The organism is Chloroflexota bacterium (genome assembly GCA_013152435.1).
Classification (GTDB): Bacteria; Chloroflexota; Anaerolineae; order DUEN01; family DUEN01; genus DUEN01.
This window is the reverse complement of record JAADGJ010000141.1, coordinates 17,265-31,852: the sequence shown is the minus strand read 5'-3', so window position 1 is coordinate 31,852 and position 14,588 is coordinate 17,265. Positions and strand designations below refer to the sequence as shown.

Annotated in this window: 17 protein-coding genes; 8 read left to right on the top strand and 9 right to left on the bottom strand. The window is 63.3% G+C overall.

What is annotated here, in order from left to right:
- Positions 1 to 52 precede the first annotated feature (52 nt).
- The 7 genes from GXP39_19190 (at position 53) to GXP39_19160 (ending at position 6,053) form a co-directional block, all read left to right on the top strand.
- Positions 53 to 670 carry a DUF4340 domain-containing protein gene (locus tag GXP39_19190; GenBank protein NOZ30160.1) on the top strand — a complete coding sequence of 206 codons (618 nt, stop codon included), beginning with the start codon at positions 53 to 55 and terminating at the stop codon, positions 668 to 670.
- Positions 671 to 751: 81 nt separating this feature from the next.
- Positions 752 to 1,987 (top strand): RNA polymerase sigma factor RpoD, encoded by a 1,236-nt coding sequence (rpoD, locus tag GXP39_19185; protein NOZ30159.1) that lies wholly within the window; start codon positions 752 to 754, stop codon positions 1,985 to 1,987.
- Positions 1,988 to 2,044: 57 nt separating this feature from the next.
- On the top strand, positions 2,045 to 3,022 hold the full coding sequence (panB, locus tag GXP39_19180; GenBank protein ID NOZ30158.1) for a 3-methyl-2-oxobutanoate hydroxymethyltransferase: 978 nt from the start codon (positions 2,045 to 2,047) through the stop codon (positions 3,020 to 3,022).
- Positions 3,019 to 3,984 (top strand): 2-dehydropantoate 2-reductase, encoded by a 966-nt coding sequence (locus GXP39_19175; GenBank protein NOZ30157.1) that lies wholly within the window; start codon positions 3,019 to 3,021, stop codon positions 3,982 to 3,984. The genes panB and GXP39_19175 overlap by 4 nt, the downstream gene beginning before the upstream one ends.
- A 17-nt stretch (positions 3,985 to 4,001) precedes the next feature.
- Positions 4,002 to 4,844 carry a pantoate--beta-alanine ligase gene (locus GXP39_19170; GenBank protein ID NOZ30156.1) on the top strand — a complete coding sequence of 281 codons (843 nt, stop codon included), beginning with the start codon at positions 4,002 to 4,004 and terminating at the stop codon, positions 4,842 to 4,844.
- Positions 4,845 to 4,860: 16 nt separating this feature from the next.
- Positions 4,861 to 5,244, top strand: coding sequence for an aspartate 1-decarboxylase (locus tag GXP39_19165; GenBank protein ID NOZ30155.1), 384 nt, complete (start codon positions 4,861 to 4,863; stop codon positions 5,242 to 5,244).
- Positions 5,245 to 5,282: 38 nt separating this feature from the next.
- On the top strand, positions 5,283 to 6,053 hold the full coding sequence (locus GXP39_19160; GenBank protein NOZ30154.1) for a type III pantothenate kinase: 771 nt from the start codon (positions 5,283 to 5,285) through the stop codon (positions 6,051 to 6,053).
- A gap of 10 nt (positions 6,054 to 6,063) precedes the next feature.
- Here the strand turns inward: GXP39_19160 and GXP39_19155 are convergent, their stop codons facing one another.
- The 9 genes from GXP39_19155 to GXP39_19115 all read right to left on the bottom strand — a co-directional run bounded on the left by GXP39_19155 (position 6,064) and on the right by GXP39_19115 (position 13,104).
- Entirely contained in the window at positions 6,064 to 7,134 is a 1,071-nt protein-coding gene (locus GXP39_19155; GenBank protein NOZ30153.1) for a radical SAM protein, read from the bottom strand.
- 21 nt (positions 7,135 to 7,155) lie between these two features.
- Positions 7,156 to 7,872, bottom strand: coding sequence for a DUF72 domain-containing protein (locus GXP39_19150; GenBank protein NOZ30152.1), 717 nt, complete (start codon positions 7,870 to 7,872; stop codon positions 7,156 to 7,158).
- Positions 7,873 to 7,915: 43 nt separating this feature from the next.
- A complete protein-coding gene (locus GXP39_19145) occupies positions 7,916 to 8,638 on the bottom strand; it encodes a DUF72 domain-containing protein (GenBank protein NOZ30151.1) in 723 nt (240 codons plus the stop codon).
- A 245-nt stretch (positions 8,639 to 8,883) separates the two neighbouring features.
- A complete protein-coding gene (gene raiA / locus GXP39_19140; GenBank protein NOZ30150.1) occupies positions 8,884 to 9,438 on the bottom strand; it encodes a ribosome-associated translation inhibitor RaiA in 555 nt (184 codons plus the stop codon).
- 188 nt (positions 9,439 to 9,626) lie between these two features.
- Positions 9,627 to 10,052 (bottom strand): ComF family protein, encoded by a 426-nt coding sequence (locus GXP39_19135; protein ID NOZ30149.1) that lies wholly within the window; start codon positions 10,050 to 10,052, stop codon positions 9,627 to 9,629.
- 408 nt (positions 10,053 to 10,460) lie between these two features.
- The gene (locus tag GXP39_19130) at positions 10,461 to 10,622 is read right to left on the bottom strand and encodes a hypothetical protein (GenBank protein ID NOZ30148.1); all 162 of its coding nucleotides are present in this window, start codon (positions 10,620 to 10,622) and stop codon (positions 10,461 to 10,463) included.
- A gap of 34 nt (positions 10,623 to 10,656) precedes the next feature.
- Entirely contained in the window at positions 10,657 to 11,328 is a 672-nt protein-coding gene (locus tag GXP39_19125; protein ID NOZ30147.1) for a response regulator transcription factor, read from the bottom strand.
- A gap of 57 nt (positions 11,329 to 11,385) precedes the next feature.
- Positions 11,386 to 12,108, bottom strand: coding sequence for a sensor histidine kinase (locus tag GXP39_19120; GenBank protein ID NOZ30146.1), 723 nt, complete (start codon positions 12,106 to 12,108; stop codon positions 11,386 to 11,388).
- Positions 12,109 to 12,339: 231 nt separating this feature from the next.
- Positions 12,340 to 13,104: a polyprenol monophosphomannose synthase gene (locus GXP39_19115; protein ID NOZ30145.1), complete on the bottom strand. Its 765-nt coding sequence runs from the start codon at positions 13,102 to 13,104 to the stop codon at positions 12,340 to 12,342.
- A 382-nt stretch (positions 13,105 to 13,486) separates the two neighbouring features.
- Here GXP39_19115 and GXP39_19110 point away from each other — a divergent pair, with 382 nt between their 5' ends.
- Positions 13,487 to 14,581: a ParB N-terminal domain-containing protein gene (locus GXP39_19110; GenBank protein NOZ30144.1), complete on the top strand. Its 1,095-nt coding sequence runs from the start codon at positions 13,487 to 13,489 to the stop codon at positions 14,579 to 14,581.
- Positions 14,582 to 14,588 lie beyond the last annotated feature (7 nt).

The following is a 14,588-nucleotide window of genomic DNA, read 5'->3' as shown; positions in this document are numbered from 1 at the left end:
GGAGGCTATCGGATCCCTCGCTTGATCGCACGGATTGTCATGGGTGGTCATCATGCGATTCCGCAATACGCTACTGGTCGTGGTGATCTTCATCGCTTTAGGAGGATATACCTATTTTTTCGAAATGAAACGAGAAAATGGGGCAGGAGATGTTACCCCCGAGCCAACGGCCACGTTCGTGTGGGAGCTTGATCCGACGGATGTGGTACAATTGGATGTCATAGGACCCGATGGGCGCACGCGTTTGGTGCGCGGGGAGGGAGCTTCCTGGTCCCTGACGGATCCGGAGACGGGAACTGAGGAGCCGGCGGACGATGTTCGGGTCAATCGGGTGGTCAATTTGTTAGCTCGCTTGCAGGCCCGGCGCGTTTTTACGGGTACTATAGAGTTATCAGAGTACGGATTGGATGATCCCGCGTGGCGGGCTGAAGTCAGGCTGCGAGGTGGGGAGCAGGAGACGCTCTGGTGGGGAGACCAGACCCCTCAGCGGTCTGCGTATTATGTTAAGAAAGGTGAGGAGGGTAAGGTCTATGTTGTGGATGCGTTCACCATAGAGGACATGGAGCGGTTGGTACGCGAGCCGGCTTATGCACCCACGCCCACTCCGACGGCGACGGCAACCCCGGCAGGAGGCGAGGCGACGCCGACGCCGGCGGCTGGGCAGGAGTGATCTTTTTCGTGGCACGCTCGCGCGGGGTAGGGGGGTACCCGTCGACCACCGCTCATGGTCGAGAGAGAAGCCTGCATCCAAATGCCCAAAGCCACAGGAAGGAGAAGGGGAGAGTTGCTGAGGACCAATGTTCGGGCTACACAGCGGAGGAGGGATTTCTCACCCTCGCCGGATACCCTGGCGATCATACAGCATCTTCTCCACATCGGCCAGCAGCGGGGATATGTGACCTATGACGACGTTATGGACGCATTCCCCGAGATCGAATCGGATCTTGACGAGGCAGAGGAGGTTTTCGCTGCACTGTACGAGAAGGGAATTCGAGTCGCCGCCACCGACCAGAGGGACCACGTGCCCCCTCCATCTATTGAACCCCAGGGGGATACGCAGGCGGAGCCTGATTTAGGGGAGCTAGAAACGGACGATTCCGTCAGTTTGTACCTGCGGGAGATCGGCCGAGTGCCTCTTCTCACAGCGGAGGAGGAGGTACAATTGGCCAAACGAATGGAGCGCGGGCGCGAGGCGCGCTGCCGTCTAGCTCAAGGGGTTAGCGACCCTGTCGAGCGTGAGCGCTTGTTGGCTCAGGTGCGAGACGGCGAGGCGGCCCAGCGGCACATGATCGAGGCCAACTCGCGGCTGGTGGTCAGCGTGGCGAAGAAGTACATGGGGCGGGGGGTCCCCTTTCTGGACCTGATTCAGGAGGGGAACATCGGCCTCATTCGCGCGGTCAAGAAGTTCGATTACCACCGGGGGTATAAGTTCAGTACATACGCCACCTGGTGGATTCGACAGGCGGTGACGCGTGCCATCGCGGATCAGGGGCGGACCATCCGCGTGCCGGTGCATATGCATGAGCAGATCAATCGCGTGCATCGGGTGAGCCGCGATCTGGCCCAGAAGCTGGGGCGCGATCCCACGGTGGAAGAGATCGCGGCCGAGCTGGAGGTGACCCCTGAGAGGGTGGAACAGGTCCTCAAAGTCTCCCAGCATCCGCTGAGCCTGGAGACCCCCGTGGGCGAGGAGGAGGACTCCTATCTGGGGGATTTCATCGAGGACGAGGAGGCCGTTTCGCCCAGCGATGAGGCCAGCCGACGCGTGCTCCGGGAGGCGATTGACGAGATCCTGGAGTCCCTGAGCCCGCGCGAGGTCCGGATCCTGCAGATGCGGTTTGGATTGGTGGACGGCTGCACGCACACATTGGAGGAGGTGGGACGCAAGTTCGGCGTGACGCGGGAGCGCATTCGGCAGATCGAGGCGCACGCGTTGAGCCGGCTGCGTCACCCCAGCCGCAGCCGTCGCCTGCGCGACTATCTGTGAGATAATTTCTCTTACACGGCCACCGACCTGCATCAGGCGGTGAGCGCACACAAATAGATGTACAAGGCGTCGCTTGGATCGTTTCGACGACCGAGACGGCGATATAGGAGACTGCGTTCGCGCGCGTGTTTTCTATCACGCCCCTCGGCCTGTCGAGGGGCGTTTTTCATATGGGAGGATCCTGTGGAAGGGAAGAAGGTTACCGTCCTGACGCTCCAGGAAAAGAAGCGCAGGGGAGAGCCGATCACCATGGTCACCGCATACGATTACCCCAGCGCGCTGGCCGTGGACCGGTCTGGGATCGATTGCATCCTGGTAGGGGACTCCTTGGCCATGGTTGTGTTGGGGCTTGAGTCGACGGTGCCTGTGACGATGGAGGAGATGCTACATCATTGTCGGGCCGTGCGGCGCGGGGCGCAGCGGGCGTTCCTCATCGGGGACATGCCTTTCCTCTCGTACCAGGCGGACCGGACGGAGGCCGTGCGAAATGCTGGTCGTTTTCTGAAAGAGGCGGGGATGGATGCCGTGAAGCTGGAAGGGGGGCGCGAGATCGCCGAAACGGTACGCGCGATCAGCGACGCCGGAATCCCCGTCGTGGGGCACATCGGGTTGACGCCGCAATCCGCTGGCAAGCTGGGAGGCTATCGGGTACAGGGGCGCACGGCCGCGGCGGCTCGCCGGCTGTTGGAGGACGCGAGGATCCTGCAGGAATCGGGGGCGATCATGATCGTCCTGGAGATGGTGCCGGACCGCGTAGCGGAGCAGATCTCGCGCCGATTGGATATCCCCACCATCGGCATCGGGGCGGGCCCGCACTGCGATGGCCAGGTGCTGGTCCTGCACGATCTGCTGGGGATGTTCGATCGGTTCACCCCTCGCTTCGTCAAGCGCTATGCCGATCTCTTCGGGGAGATGGAGCGGGCGTTGGCCGCGTATCGCGAGGACGTGCTCCATCGCCGGTTCCCGGCCGCGGAGCACACCTTCGCGATGGATGAGGCGGCGTGGCGAGAGTGGGCGCAGGAGCTCGAGCCGTGAGCGAGGGTTCTCCCTTCGGCGGTCATGCGTCTGCCTCCGCCCGGGGGGATATCGGGCGGGTGGTGATCCTGGGGACGGGCGCGATGGGGTGTCTGTTCGCGGCGCGCCTGGCCCTCCACGTCGAGGTATGGATGCTGGGCACATGGGCCGCCGGGCTGGCGGCGGTGCGGCGGGAAGGCGTGTGCATCTCCGAACAGGGGGAGACCTGGCAGGCCGCCGTCCGGACGGCCGACGACCCAACGGCCGTGCCTACGGCGGACGTCGTTCTGTTGTTGGTTAAGAGCTATCAGACCGATCGCGCGGCGGCATGGGCCGCGCGGTGCCTGGCCCCGAACGGCCTGGCGGTAACCCTGCAAAACGGGCTGGATAACGGGCCCTGGCTCGCGGCGGCCGTTGGGGGGGACCGCATGGCCGTCGGTGTGACCTTTGAGGGGGCGACGTTGCTAAGGCCCGGCCGGGTGCGCCATGCCGGCCGCGGGCCGACCTACATCGGCGCGGGGCCTGAGGCTCGCGTGAGAGGGCTCGTGTCCTTGCTGCGGCGGGCGGGTTTTGACGCTCGTCTGGCCTCTGATGTCGAGCAGATCGTGTGGGGCAAGGCCGTGGTCAACGCCGCCATCAACCCGCTCACCGCGCTGTGGCGTGTGCCCAATGGCGATCTGCTGGTCCACGAGGATCGACGGGCGCTTCTGGCCTCGCTCAGCCGGGAGGCGGCCGCTGTGGCAACGGCTCGGGGCGTGCAACTCATGTTCGAAGATCCGATTGCGCACGTGGAGGAGGTATGTCGGGCTACGGCCGCCAATCGATCCTCCATGTTACAGGATGTGGAGCGCGGCCGTCTCACAGAGATCGACAGCATCAATGGCGTCATCGTGGCTGAGGGGCGACGGCTGGGCGTGCCCACGCCCGTGAACGAAACCGTGTGGCGATTGGTGAGGGGGCTTACCGCTCACCGTGAAAATTGAAGGAGGGAAGGAGTCCGATGGAGGTCGTTGAAAGGGTGTCGGAGGTCCGCCGGATCCGCCGCGAGCGGGCGGGAAGTTGGGGACTGGTGCCGACTATGGGATATCTCCACGAGGGACACCTCTCATTGGTCCGGCGTGCTCGGGAGGAGAACGATCACGTCGGCGTTTCGATCTTCGTGAACCCGACCCAATTTGGGCCGGGGGAGGATCTGGATGCCTATCCTCGCGATCTGGAGCGGGACCTGGAGCTTTTGCGTGCGCTGGATGTGGACCTGGTATGGGTGCCGACCGTCGAGGAGATGTATCCGCCTGGGTTTCAGACTTATGTGATCGTTGAGGAGGTATCGAAGCCGCTGGAGGGGGCCGCCCGTCCCGGGCATTTTCGCGGCGTAGCGACGGTGGTCGCCAAGCTGTTCAACGTGTTCCAGCCGGATCGCGCGTACTTCGGGCAGAAGGACGCACAGCAGGTGGTGGTGATCCGGCGAATGGTGGAGGATCTGAACTTCCCCGTGGAGATCGTGGTGTGTCCGATCGTCCGGGACCCGGATGGGCTGGCCCTGTCCTCCCGTAACGTGTATCTGACTCCCGAGCAGCGGGCGGCCGCTCCTGTCCTCTATCGGGCCCTCTGCGCCGCTCGCGACGCCTGGATGGCCGGCGAGCGCGATGGTGAGCGCTTACGCCAGATCATGAGGGCTGTGCTGGACTCGGAGCCTCTGGCCCAGGTGGAGTACGTCAGCGCGGCCGATCCGGAGACCCTGGCCGAGCTGGGTGATGCCGGACAGGGTGTTTTGCTCTCTTTGGCGGTGCGCATCGGGAGGGCACGTTTGATCGATAACATCCTGCTGAGACCCGAATCATAACCATCAGGAGGTCTGAATGCACCGAACGCTGTTGTTCGCTAAGATCCATCGGGCGACGGTCACGGCCGCCAACATCCATTACGAGGGATCGATCACCATCGACAGCGATCTGCTGCACGCGTCGGGCATTCGCCCTTATGAGCGGGTGCAGGTGGTCGACGTCGACAACGGCGCCCGCCTGGAGACCTATGTGATCGCTGGGCCGGCGGGCAGCGGGGCTATCGAGTTGAACGGGGCCGCGGCGCGCCAGATACAGGTGGGCGACAAGGTGATCATCATGGCGTACGCCCAGGTGCCGGAGCCGCTACCCGAGGATTGGGATCCGACGATCGTGCTGGTGGATGAACGGAATCGCGTTGCGGAGATTCGTCGAGCGAGGTCAGTAGGGGAGCCCGTATAGCGGGATAGTTCCCCTTGCGCGCACTCGGGAGGATTGACATGCTGCTCACCATTGACATCGGGAACACGAACATCACCGCCGGCGTATATCAGGGCGAACGGCTCCACGCGCACTGGCGCATCGCGACCGTGCACGATCGCATGCCGGACGAGTATGGCATTCTGCTCGCCCAGCTCTTCGCGCACTACGACCTGGATCTCGGTGATGTGACCGGCGTGGCCATTGCCAGTGTGGTCCCCGCGCTGACTCGGGTCTTTCGGGAGGTCAGCCACCGCTACCTCGGTCACGATCCGCTGGTCGTGGATGCGGGGGTGAGGACGGGCGTGCGCATCCGCTATGAGAACCCACGGGAGGTCGGCGCCGATCGCGTGGTGGACTGCGCGGCGGTGCGGCACAAGTACGGCGGCCCGGCCTGTGTCGTCGACTTCGGGACGGCGACCACCTTCGACGCCATCTCTCGGGAGGGGGACTATCTGGGGGGCGCCATCGCCCCGGGCATCAGTATCGCGGCGGAGGCCCTCTTCGCTCACGCGGCCAAGCTGTATCGCGTGGAGATCGCCCCTCCGCCCAAGGCCATTGGCACCAACACCGTGCAGGCGCTGCAGTCCGGCATCTTCTATGGATACGTCTCCCTGGTAGAGGGGCTGGTCGCCCGTTTCCGGCGTGAGCTGGGAGAGGATATGAAAGTTATCGCCACCGGCGGATTGGCCCAGACGGTGGCCCGGGAGACGGATGTGATCCAACACGTCGATCCCTGGCTGACGCTGGACGGTCTGCGTATCGTCTACGAGATGAATCGAGGAAGGTGAGCGCCAGGGATTATTCCTCTCGAGAGAGGAGGTGCCGGTTGCCGACGCGCACGTTACGCAATCCCGCCCGATGGGCGGCTTCCAGGGCGGCCTCCGCCAGGGCGACCGATGTGGTCGGCAGATCGGGCATCAGGTAGTTCGGCGCGAAGGCTAACAGCGCGTAGGGGATATCCGGATGGAGCCCCGCGATGAAGCGGGCGATCCGGCTCACCTCTTCGGCATCGATGTAGCCGGGCACCAGGAGTGTGCTCGCCACGACCAATGGAGGGGAGGGACGTTCCGAGAAGCGGGAGGCCGCTCGGGCGAAGTTCTCCAGTGTCTGGCTGTTCGATGCGCCCGTCAGCGCGTAGTGGAGGCCCTCGTCGTATGCTTTCAGGTCGAACTTGACGGTGCCGCCCGTCCTCAGAGAGAGCTCGACGGCTCGATCCATGAGGCGTGGATGGGCGCTGCCTGAGGTCTCCCAGCACACGGCTACGCCGCGCTCGGCCAGGAGACGGGCGGAGGCCAGCGCGTGGGGCATCTGCGACGCGGGGTCCCCGCCGAAGTAGCACACGCAGAAGGTGCGCGAATTGGCCACGGCCGTCAGCTCCCGGGCTGAGATCGGCGTGCTGGCTTTTGGGTCCACCTCTCGGTAGTGCCAGTTCTGGCAGTAAAGACAATCGAATGTACAGCTGGCGTAGAACACGGCCAGGTTGTGATAGCCGCGCCGTTCATGCCCCGCGCATACCCAATCGGCCACGCAGTTCGTGGGGAGCGGGTCCCGGTACCAGTGCAGCAGGCCGCGCTGTGGGGTGCCGGCCAGGTGAACCAGCCGGCCGCCACGGACGGTGCGCAGGCCGCAGAAGCCTCGCTCTCCCTCCCCAATGCGACACCGATGCACACACAGTTCACACTGGACGCCATCGGGGACGCGCGGCGGCGCTTCCGGCAGATCGAACAGGCGGCGACTCTCCCGATGCGCTCGCTCTGCGATAGGCCGGGCGTCCTCCGGCCTGTACCGGATGCATGCTTGACATAACTCTAGGGCGCCGGCGATGGTGCGCCCCTTTCGTCCGCAGATCGCGCATCGCTGCTCCGGCATCTCCATTCTCATCCTTTGACCTCAGCTCCCTGGACGGTTCATCTCCAACAGACGCGTTGCGTCCTCCCACATGGAAACGTTGTTGAACAGGCAGTAGGCTTCCTCGAAGGTTTGGCACCAATCAAGGAGCTGTGTCAGGTCCTCCTCCGTGTATCGATAGCGATAGCCGGTCCGCCCGTGGAGGCGAAAGTATGCCACGCCCGTGGTGACGGGGAGCCCTTGGAAGGGGTCGACGGCGTGAATCAGCTGGTGGGCTTGGCAGAGCTCCCGGATTAGATCCGGGGGCCAATCCCCGCGCGGCTCCCAGGCCAGCGTCACCCCCCGTCGATCGATCGTAGAGAGGAAGGTGTCCAGATTGTGGATGTGCTCCTCCGTTGGCGTGAAGCTGGCCGGACATTGGAGGAGGACGATCCGAGCGCGAAGGATCTGCGCGATCTCACAGGTCCGATCCCAGGCGGCGAGCACCTCGGGCGTGGGACGGAAAGCCCCATAGTGCTCGGGCGGGGCGCTCAGCTGCAACCGAGCCTTGCGGTACGTCGGTGAGGAGGGCTCATGGGTGATGAGCTGCCAGGCTTTGAGCGTGAACTCGAACCCGGCCGGGGCCTCCTCCCGCCAGCGCTGAGCCGTGGTCGGCTGGGGAGGCTTGTAGAAGGTCTGCTGAATCTCCACCACGGGGAAGCGCTGGAAGTACGCGGCCCTCCCCCGTGCGAACCCGCAACATCCGATCTTTAAGCGCATCGGTGCACCCTCAGGGCGATGCATGGCTTGTGTTCCCAGGCCATCAGCCCAACATCTCCTTCAGCGTCAGGGCGTTCCGCACCGCATTGCCGAAGGCGTCGTTGTTGAAGTAGACATAAACGTTGTACCCGTCCCGGCACCAGGAGCGGATGCGATCGGCCCAGGTGCGCAGGGCGGCGTCATCATAGCAGCCCCCATAGACCTCGCCTGCGCCGTGCATCCGGACGTAGATCGTGGGGGCGGTGACCTCCAATGGGCAATCGAGGCCGGGCATATGGTAGATGCAGAAGCTCAGTCCGTGATCTCTCAGTATCTGTAAGATTTCCTGGTGGAACCAGCGGGCATCCCGGAACTCGAACACGTGGGTCAAATCGGGCGGCAGCAGCGCCACGAACGCGGCCAGGCGATCGACGTTGGGACGCCACCGGGGTGGCAGCTGGTACAGGACCGGCCCCAGCGAGGCGGCTAGGCGGCGCGCTCGGCCCAGGAACTTCTGCAACGGCTCCTCGCACTCCCTCAAACGGCGAACGTGCGTGATGTACCGGCTGGCCTTTACGGCGTAGATGAACCCGGGCGGGGCCTGCTCCCGCCATTGGTCGAACGTGCTTTCGGCCGGGAGCCGGTAGAAGGTGTTGTTGATCTCCACCGTGTCAAAGTACTGGACATAATATTGAAACCAGCGAGCCTGGGGCAGCTCGTCCGGGTAGAAGACGCCACGCCAGTGGGGGTAGACCCAACCCGATGTGCCGACTCGCCAGGATCCCATCTTGGATACCCCTCTCGCCATGTGGATCGATCTGCCTCGCTCGGATACTGGCCGACCTTCTCCGAGATGGAGCGCTCACCTTCCCCATTATCGCGCAAAGCGCGAGAAGTAGGGGGGTGCGCGGGTGACCATGCGGGCGCGGGATGCCTTCGGCTGTAAGGGCCCACGTGCAAACGAAAGGAGAGGCGAATCCTCGCCTCTCCTTGGCCTGCCGAATCAAAGAGGGATAACGTGCGTGACGGGGGCTACACCAGCTCGGGCTGGAGCAGGCCGTAATCACCGTCGGCACGTCTGTAGATCACATTGATCCCCTCGTCATCCGGGTTGTAGAAGATGAAGAAGTCGTGTCCCAGTAGCTCCATCTGTTCGATCGCCTCTTCCGGCAGCATGGGCGTCACGGCGAAGCGCTTGACGCGCACGATGCGCGGGGATTCCTCCTCTTCGACCTCTTCCTCGATGGCCTCCATGGGGGACGCGGTCTCTAGCCCGCTCGGCCCCCGCTTGCGCCACCGCTTTCCCTTATAGCGGTCGATCTGACGGTACATCTTATCGACGACGGCGTCGATGGCGGCGAAGATGTCGTGCGATTTCTCCTCCGCGCGGAGTATGGCACGATTCGCCCGTATGGTGATCTGCGCGACCTGACGATCCTGGGCGCTTTTCGTCTTCTGGGTGGAGAGCTCTACCCGGATCTCCTGGATATCCGGAAGGTAACGATCGAGCCGGCTCGTCTTCCTTTCCACATATTGCCGCAGCCAATCCGTAAGCTCGATATTCTTCCCCTGGATGATCAATTGCATGTTTCGCTCCTTTTCCTTGTTCAGAACGCCGCCGAGCCCGACCTCTGGTGGATGGACGATCTCAGCGGCATTCCGATGGGTATTGTATGGGCTTTACCTGCCCTTGTCAAAGGAACCTGCCGCGGTGGCCGTTCCGAGTTACAGAAACGGTCGGATGAGGGCGATCGCGGGCTGAGCTTCTTGCCGGCTCAGGGCGCGCGGTCGGGAAGCACGTCCGGACGCTCTGGGTCCCAGGCCGCCCGGGCCAGCGTATATGCCCAGACCTCCGTGGCCCCGGCCTGCCATAGCACGTGGGCGCAGGCGGAGAGGGTCGCCGATGTGGTGCAGACGTCGTCGATCAACACGGGACGTCGGCCGCGCATGGGCACATCCCCTTCGGAGAAGGCGCCGATGACGTTCTCCTGTCGGGCCCGGGCGTCCAGGTGCACCTGGGGCCGGGTCGCTCGCACTCTGCGCACGGCGCCCTTCACCACCGGCAGGCCGATCTGTCTCCCCAGGACCTCCGCCAGGAGCCGTGCCTGGTTGTATCCTCGCTGTCGCTCGCGCGAGGGATGCAGCGGAACGGGGATCAGGCAATCGCCATGGATCGCATCGCCCGGCCATGCTCGCGCCATGATCATCCCCAGCGGTTGAGCCAGGGCGCTCCGCCCCCTGTACTTCAGGTGATGGATCGCTCGCCGCAGGGGACCGTCGAAGACCGCGGCGGAACGTATGCCTGACAGTGGGGGAGGGGCACGATGACAGAGCGAGCATGTGCCGGAATGAACCGTCGGGCGTCCGCATCGGTCGCAAACGGGTGAAGGGATAGGTGGCGTCGCCTCCTGGCAGCGAGCGCAGAACAGGGAGCCCCACTGGCCACATCCGACGCAGCGAGGAGGGAACAGCAAATCGAGCAGGCCTTGCCAGGCCGGCTGGATAGCCCGAACCACGGGGTTGAGCGATGGCATGTAGAATCCTGCGCAGATGAGCGATCAGGCGGTCCGCGCTGCCTGACAGCTTCTCATGTGCGGGGCCACAATCGATTATCGGGGAGGGAACCAGGTCTGCAGCAGATCGTTCAAGAACAGTCTTAAGTCATCACCGAACACCAGCAGGATCGCCAACAGGACGATCACGATGAGGATCAAGATAACGGCGAACTCCACGAAGCTTTCGCCCAGATCGCGTTCATTCTCTCGCCACATGCGGCGTCTGCTCTCTCCTCCTTCTCGAAAGGGATCAGTCAATGGTGTCCTCGAAGCGCACCCAGCCGCGCCGTAGGGCGAGCACCGCGGCTTGCGTGCGATCGTTGACGGCCAGTTTGCGCAGGATAGAGCTCATGTGGTTCTTCACGGTCTGCCGGCTGATGCCCAGCGCCCGGGCGATTTCCTTGTTGCTTGCCCCTCGCGTGATATAGCGGAGGATCTCCATCTCTCGAGGCGACAGGGGCATGAACAGATCATCGGGATCGTTCCCGTATTGGGCCAGCTCTTCGAACTCCTTCAGCAGCCAGTTGGCCACCTGGGGCGCGGACATCACGTGGTCCCCGATCACGTAGTTCCCGTTGGCCACCTCGCGGATGGCCATGATCAGCTCGCTCGGCAGCACGTCCTTGGGATAGTAGGCGGCCGCGCCGGCGCGCAGCGCGTGGAAAAGCTGCTCCTCGTCATGATATGCCGTTAAGATGATAATAGCCGTCCGATCCGTGCTGGCCCGGATCTGGCGGGTCGCCTGTAACCCGTTCATCCCGGGCAGGTTCACGTCCATGAGGATCACGTCTGGCTCCAGCTCGGCCGCGCGCTCCACCGCGAGCTCGCCGTTGCTCACTTCGGCGACGACTTCCAGGTCGTCCTCTCCTTCCAACACGCGACGCAACCCCTGCCCGAACAGGGGATGATCTTCCACGATCATGACCGCGATCTTATCACCTGCCTCCGCCACTTTCCCCTCCTTGGATCCGCCTCTAGATCAGACTACCCGGTCGGTCTGAAGCGCAGATGGGTCAATGCTCAGGATCACCCTGGTGCCCTCCCCCGGCTTGCTTTGAACCTCCAGAGCGCTTCCAAAGGCTCTGGCCCACTCATACATGTTCACCAGCCCACGAGCATAGGATAGCTGCTCCGGGTCGAATCCCTCTCCATCATCCTGCACGATGAAGCGCCAGGTGTCGTCCTGTCGCTCAATTGCCACGAGAAGCGAGCTCGCCTGCCCATGCCTCACGGCGTTGCGCAGCGCCTCCTGGACGATCCGATAGATGCCCACCTCCATAGTAGGGGGGAAGCGGGGCATCTGTTCAGGAAATCGGGTTTCCACGGCGATGCCGTTCTGCCGGCCGAGGCGCTCCGCGTATAACTGGAGGCTATCCATCAGCCCCAGTTCCCTCATCAGCTGAGGAGGCTCCAGCTCGGACAGGATCCATCTCAGCTCATCGAGTCCGTCGCGCAGCTCCTCCGCCAGCGATTGCAGACCTCGACGGACGAATTCCGGGTCCGTCTCCAGAAGGGGCAAACAGGCCGCCAGCTCCGCTACCGCGTTCGCCAGCAACTGTCCTGGCCCGGCGCGCAGCCGCTCTGCGAGGTGAGCCCGCTCCTCCTCCCGGCATCGCAATGCGTGGAGCCGCGTCTTCCGTAACTCCTGGCTATATCGACCCTGAGCGGCCGATGTCACATCTTGCTCGTATAGTAATTCCATAAGACGATGTCGAAAATCCTTTGCGTCTGCTGGGCTCTCGCTTTGTAGCCTCGCCAGGTGATCCCGAACCTCGGCGATCAACGCGAAACTGCGCTGAGAGGCACCATTCTGGGATGACAGCATTCACCTCTCCTTTAGGCCTGAACAGGGAAGAGAATGATGCCGGCGCTTATAGGTTCCATATCAAGTATACCACAAATTCCTCACAGGTAAGCCACGAAATCGGTATGCTCAGCCTCCTTGTTTTTGGCCCAAATGGGCTATTGACGGCGTGGGCATCAGGGGCCGGAGCCTTCGCCATGCCAGGCGTAGCACCGTGAATCCGGCCTTGATGATCTCCTGCCGGGAGATCTTGGAGGCGCCGCGGCGACGATCCGCGAAGATGATGGGGATCTCCCCGATCTTGAGGCCCATGAGTTGGCATTGGAAGAGCATCTCAATCAGGTAGGAGTACCCGTCGGCCTTGATGGTCTCCAGCGGGATCGCCTGCAAGGCCTCGCTCCGGTAGCAGCGGAAGCCGGAGGTGCAATCGCGCACGTGCAAACCCAAAGCCAGCCGGGCGATGACGTTCGCCCCCCAGCTCAGCAGCCGCCGCTCCCATCCCCACAGCCGCACCGCGCCTCCGGGCACGTACCGCGAGCCGATGGCCAGATCACACGTCTCTGTGCACTCCACGAGTGCCGGGATATATCGGGGATCATGTGAGAAATCCGCATCCATGGTGAGGATGCGTTCCGCCCCCAGGCCCAGGGCTCGTTGGAATCCCGCGGCGTAAGCTGTGCCCAATCCCTGCTTCCTCGGCCGATGGATCACGCTGACGCGTTGGGTTTCCACCGCCAGCTGATCCGCTATCTGCCCCGTGCCGTCCGGGGAATTGTCATCGATCACGATCACTTGGATATCCAGGGGGACCGCCAGGATCCTCTCCACCAGATCTGGCAGGTTTTCCCGTTCGTTGTAGGTAGGCACGATCACTGCGATGGTAGGCCCTGGCATGTTTCGCTCCTCTGCCGATACAGTGCACCTGCTGGATGCTATTCTAGCACACGGATCGGATTTTTCCCAAGGGGAAACAAGCACCTCCCGGGCGTTGAGCCGGATGTGAAGTTCATTTCCCTTTCCTCCGGCCGGCGGCCCTGCGCGTAGCCACAGCGAGGAAGGGCCTCACATTCTGAAGGGGATTCTCTTCGTGGTGGCTCCCGTTGGACATGGCGCACTGAGTATGCTAACATAAAGAAGAGGGAGCTTCCTTATATAGAGGATGTTCATCTCTCAAGAGTGTGCGGCGAGGGCTCGGCGTGTGATGCTCGCGAGCGCAGGCGCATATCCTGATAGGTGAGGAGGATCCTCCGTAGGGGGGTGCTTAACCCCAGGGGGCATGATGCCAGGCGATAACACGTTCTCCCGGTTCGCGTCACAGCAGGAGTTCGAGAAGGCCTCCCGACGCGCCGTTGTGGAGGAGTTGCTCGCTCCGATCAGAGGGCGTTCGGCGGCCTTGCTACCCTTCGATGAAGTGCAGCGGATTCTGCGCGCGCACCAGCAGGTGGATCGCGGCACACAAATGATCCCCCTGGATCGGATCGTCGGCAGCGTGGGGCGGTATCGGGATTTCACTCGGGCCTTCCTGCCCCGCGCGGGCAGCAGCCGTCAGCGTTGGGTCAATATCCACGCTGCCATGGACCGCCTGGAGGTGCTGCCCCCTATCGAAGTATACCAGGTTGGCGAGGTGTACTTCGTTAAGGATGGAAACCATCGGGTATCCGTCGCGCGCGCCAGCGGCCTGAAGGAGATCGAGGCGTATGTGACGGAGATCCCGCTCCCTGAGGGGATCACGGTCACCACGAGCACCGACCTGGAGGACTTGATCCGACAGGTGGAGTATCGCGAGTTTCTGCAACAGACGAAGCTGGACGAGATCCGTCCGGGGGCGGACGTACGGCTGACCGAGTCCGGCCGATACTCGTCACTGAAGGAGCACATCGACGTCCATCGTTACTACCTCGGCCTGGAGCGGAAGGGGGAGGTGCCCTACGAGGAGGCGGTCGCCTCCTGGTACGATAACGTGTACATGCCCATCGTTCGCAAGATCCGGGAGCTGGGGGTGATGCGGGAGTTCCCCGAGCGTACGGAGGCGGATCTGTACCTCTGGATCACCCATCATCGGGAGGAACTGCGTTCGCACTATGGGCTGGAGGAGCCACCTCAACCCGATGTGGCCGTGGCCGCGTTCGCCAAGATGCACAGCGATCTCCCGATGCAGCGGATGGTGAAGACGCTGCGCCGCACCATCTCTATGGCCCTGGGCGCCGGCCCCGACGGATTGCGTCGGGAGGAGGTGATCGCCTTGCCGACGGAGGAGGGGGCGAGGAGTGCCATAGATAGCGCGGATCGCGGCGCCATCCCGGAGGAGGAGACGGACGTCTCCCCGGTGCAGCTTCCCACCGAGTGGGGATGGATGGACGTCGTGGAATGAGCGCATC

Coding starts and splice junctions, on each gene's coding strand:
- GXP39_19190 (NOZ30160.1), top strand. CDS start 53: ATGCGATTCCGCAATACGCTACTGGTCGTGGTGATCTTCATCGCTTTA.
- rpoD (NOZ30159.1), top strand. CDS start 752: ATGCCCAAAGCCACAGGAAGGAGAAGGGGAGAGTTGCTGAGGACCAAT.
- panB (NOZ30158.1), top strand. CDS start 2,045: ATGTACAAGGCGTCGCTTGGATCGTTTCGACGACCGAGACGGCGATAT.
- GXP39_19170 (NOZ30156.1), top strand. CDS start 4,002: ATGGAGGTCGTTGAAAGGGTGTCGGAGGTCCGCCGGATCCGCCGCGAG.
- GXP39_19165 (NOZ30155.1), top strand. CDS start 4,861: ATGCACCGAACGCTGTTGTTCGCTAAGATCCATCGGGCGACGGTCACG.
- GXP39_19160 (NOZ30154.1), top strand. CDS start 5,283: ATGCTGCTCACCATTGACATCGGGAACACGAACATCACCGCCGGCGTA.
- GXP39_19155 (NOZ30153.1), bottom strand. CDS start 7,134: ATGCCGGAGCAGCGATGCGCGATCTGCGGACGAAAGGGGCGCACCATC.
- GXP39_19150 (NOZ30152.1), bottom strand. CDS start 7,872: ATGCGCTTAAAGATCGGATGTTGCGGGTTCGCACGGGGGAGGGCCGCG.
- GXP39_19145 (NOZ30151.1), bottom strand. CDS start 8,638: ATGGGATCCTGGCGAGTCGGCACATCGGGTTGGGTCTACCCCCACTGG.
- raiA (NOZ30150.1), bottom strand. CDS start 9,438: ATGCAATTGATCATCCAGGGGAAGAATATCGAGCTTACGGATTGGCTG.
- GXP39_19135 (NOZ30149.1), bottom strand. CDS start 10,052: ATGGCGCGAGCATGGCCGGGCGATGCGATCCATGGCGATTGCCTGATC.
- GXP39_19130 (NOZ30148.1), bottom strand. CDS start 10,622: ATGTGGCGAGAGAATGAACGCGATCTGGGCGAAAGCTTCGTGGAGTTC.
- GXP39_19125 (NOZ30147.1), bottom strand. CDS start 11,328: ATGATCGTGGAAGATCATCCCCTGTTCGGGCAGGGGTTGCGTCGCGTG.
- GXP39_19120 (NOZ30146.1), bottom strand. CDS start 12,108: ATGGAATTACTATACGAGCAAGATGTGACATCGGCCGCTCAGGGTCGA.
- GXP39_19115 (NOZ30145.1), bottom strand. CDS start 13,104: ATGCCAGGGCCTACCATCGCAGTGATCGTGCCTACCTACAACGAACGG.
- GXP39_19110 (NOZ30144.1), top strand. CDS start 13,487: ATGATGCCAGGCGATAACACGTTCTCCCGGTTCGCGTCACAGCAGGAG.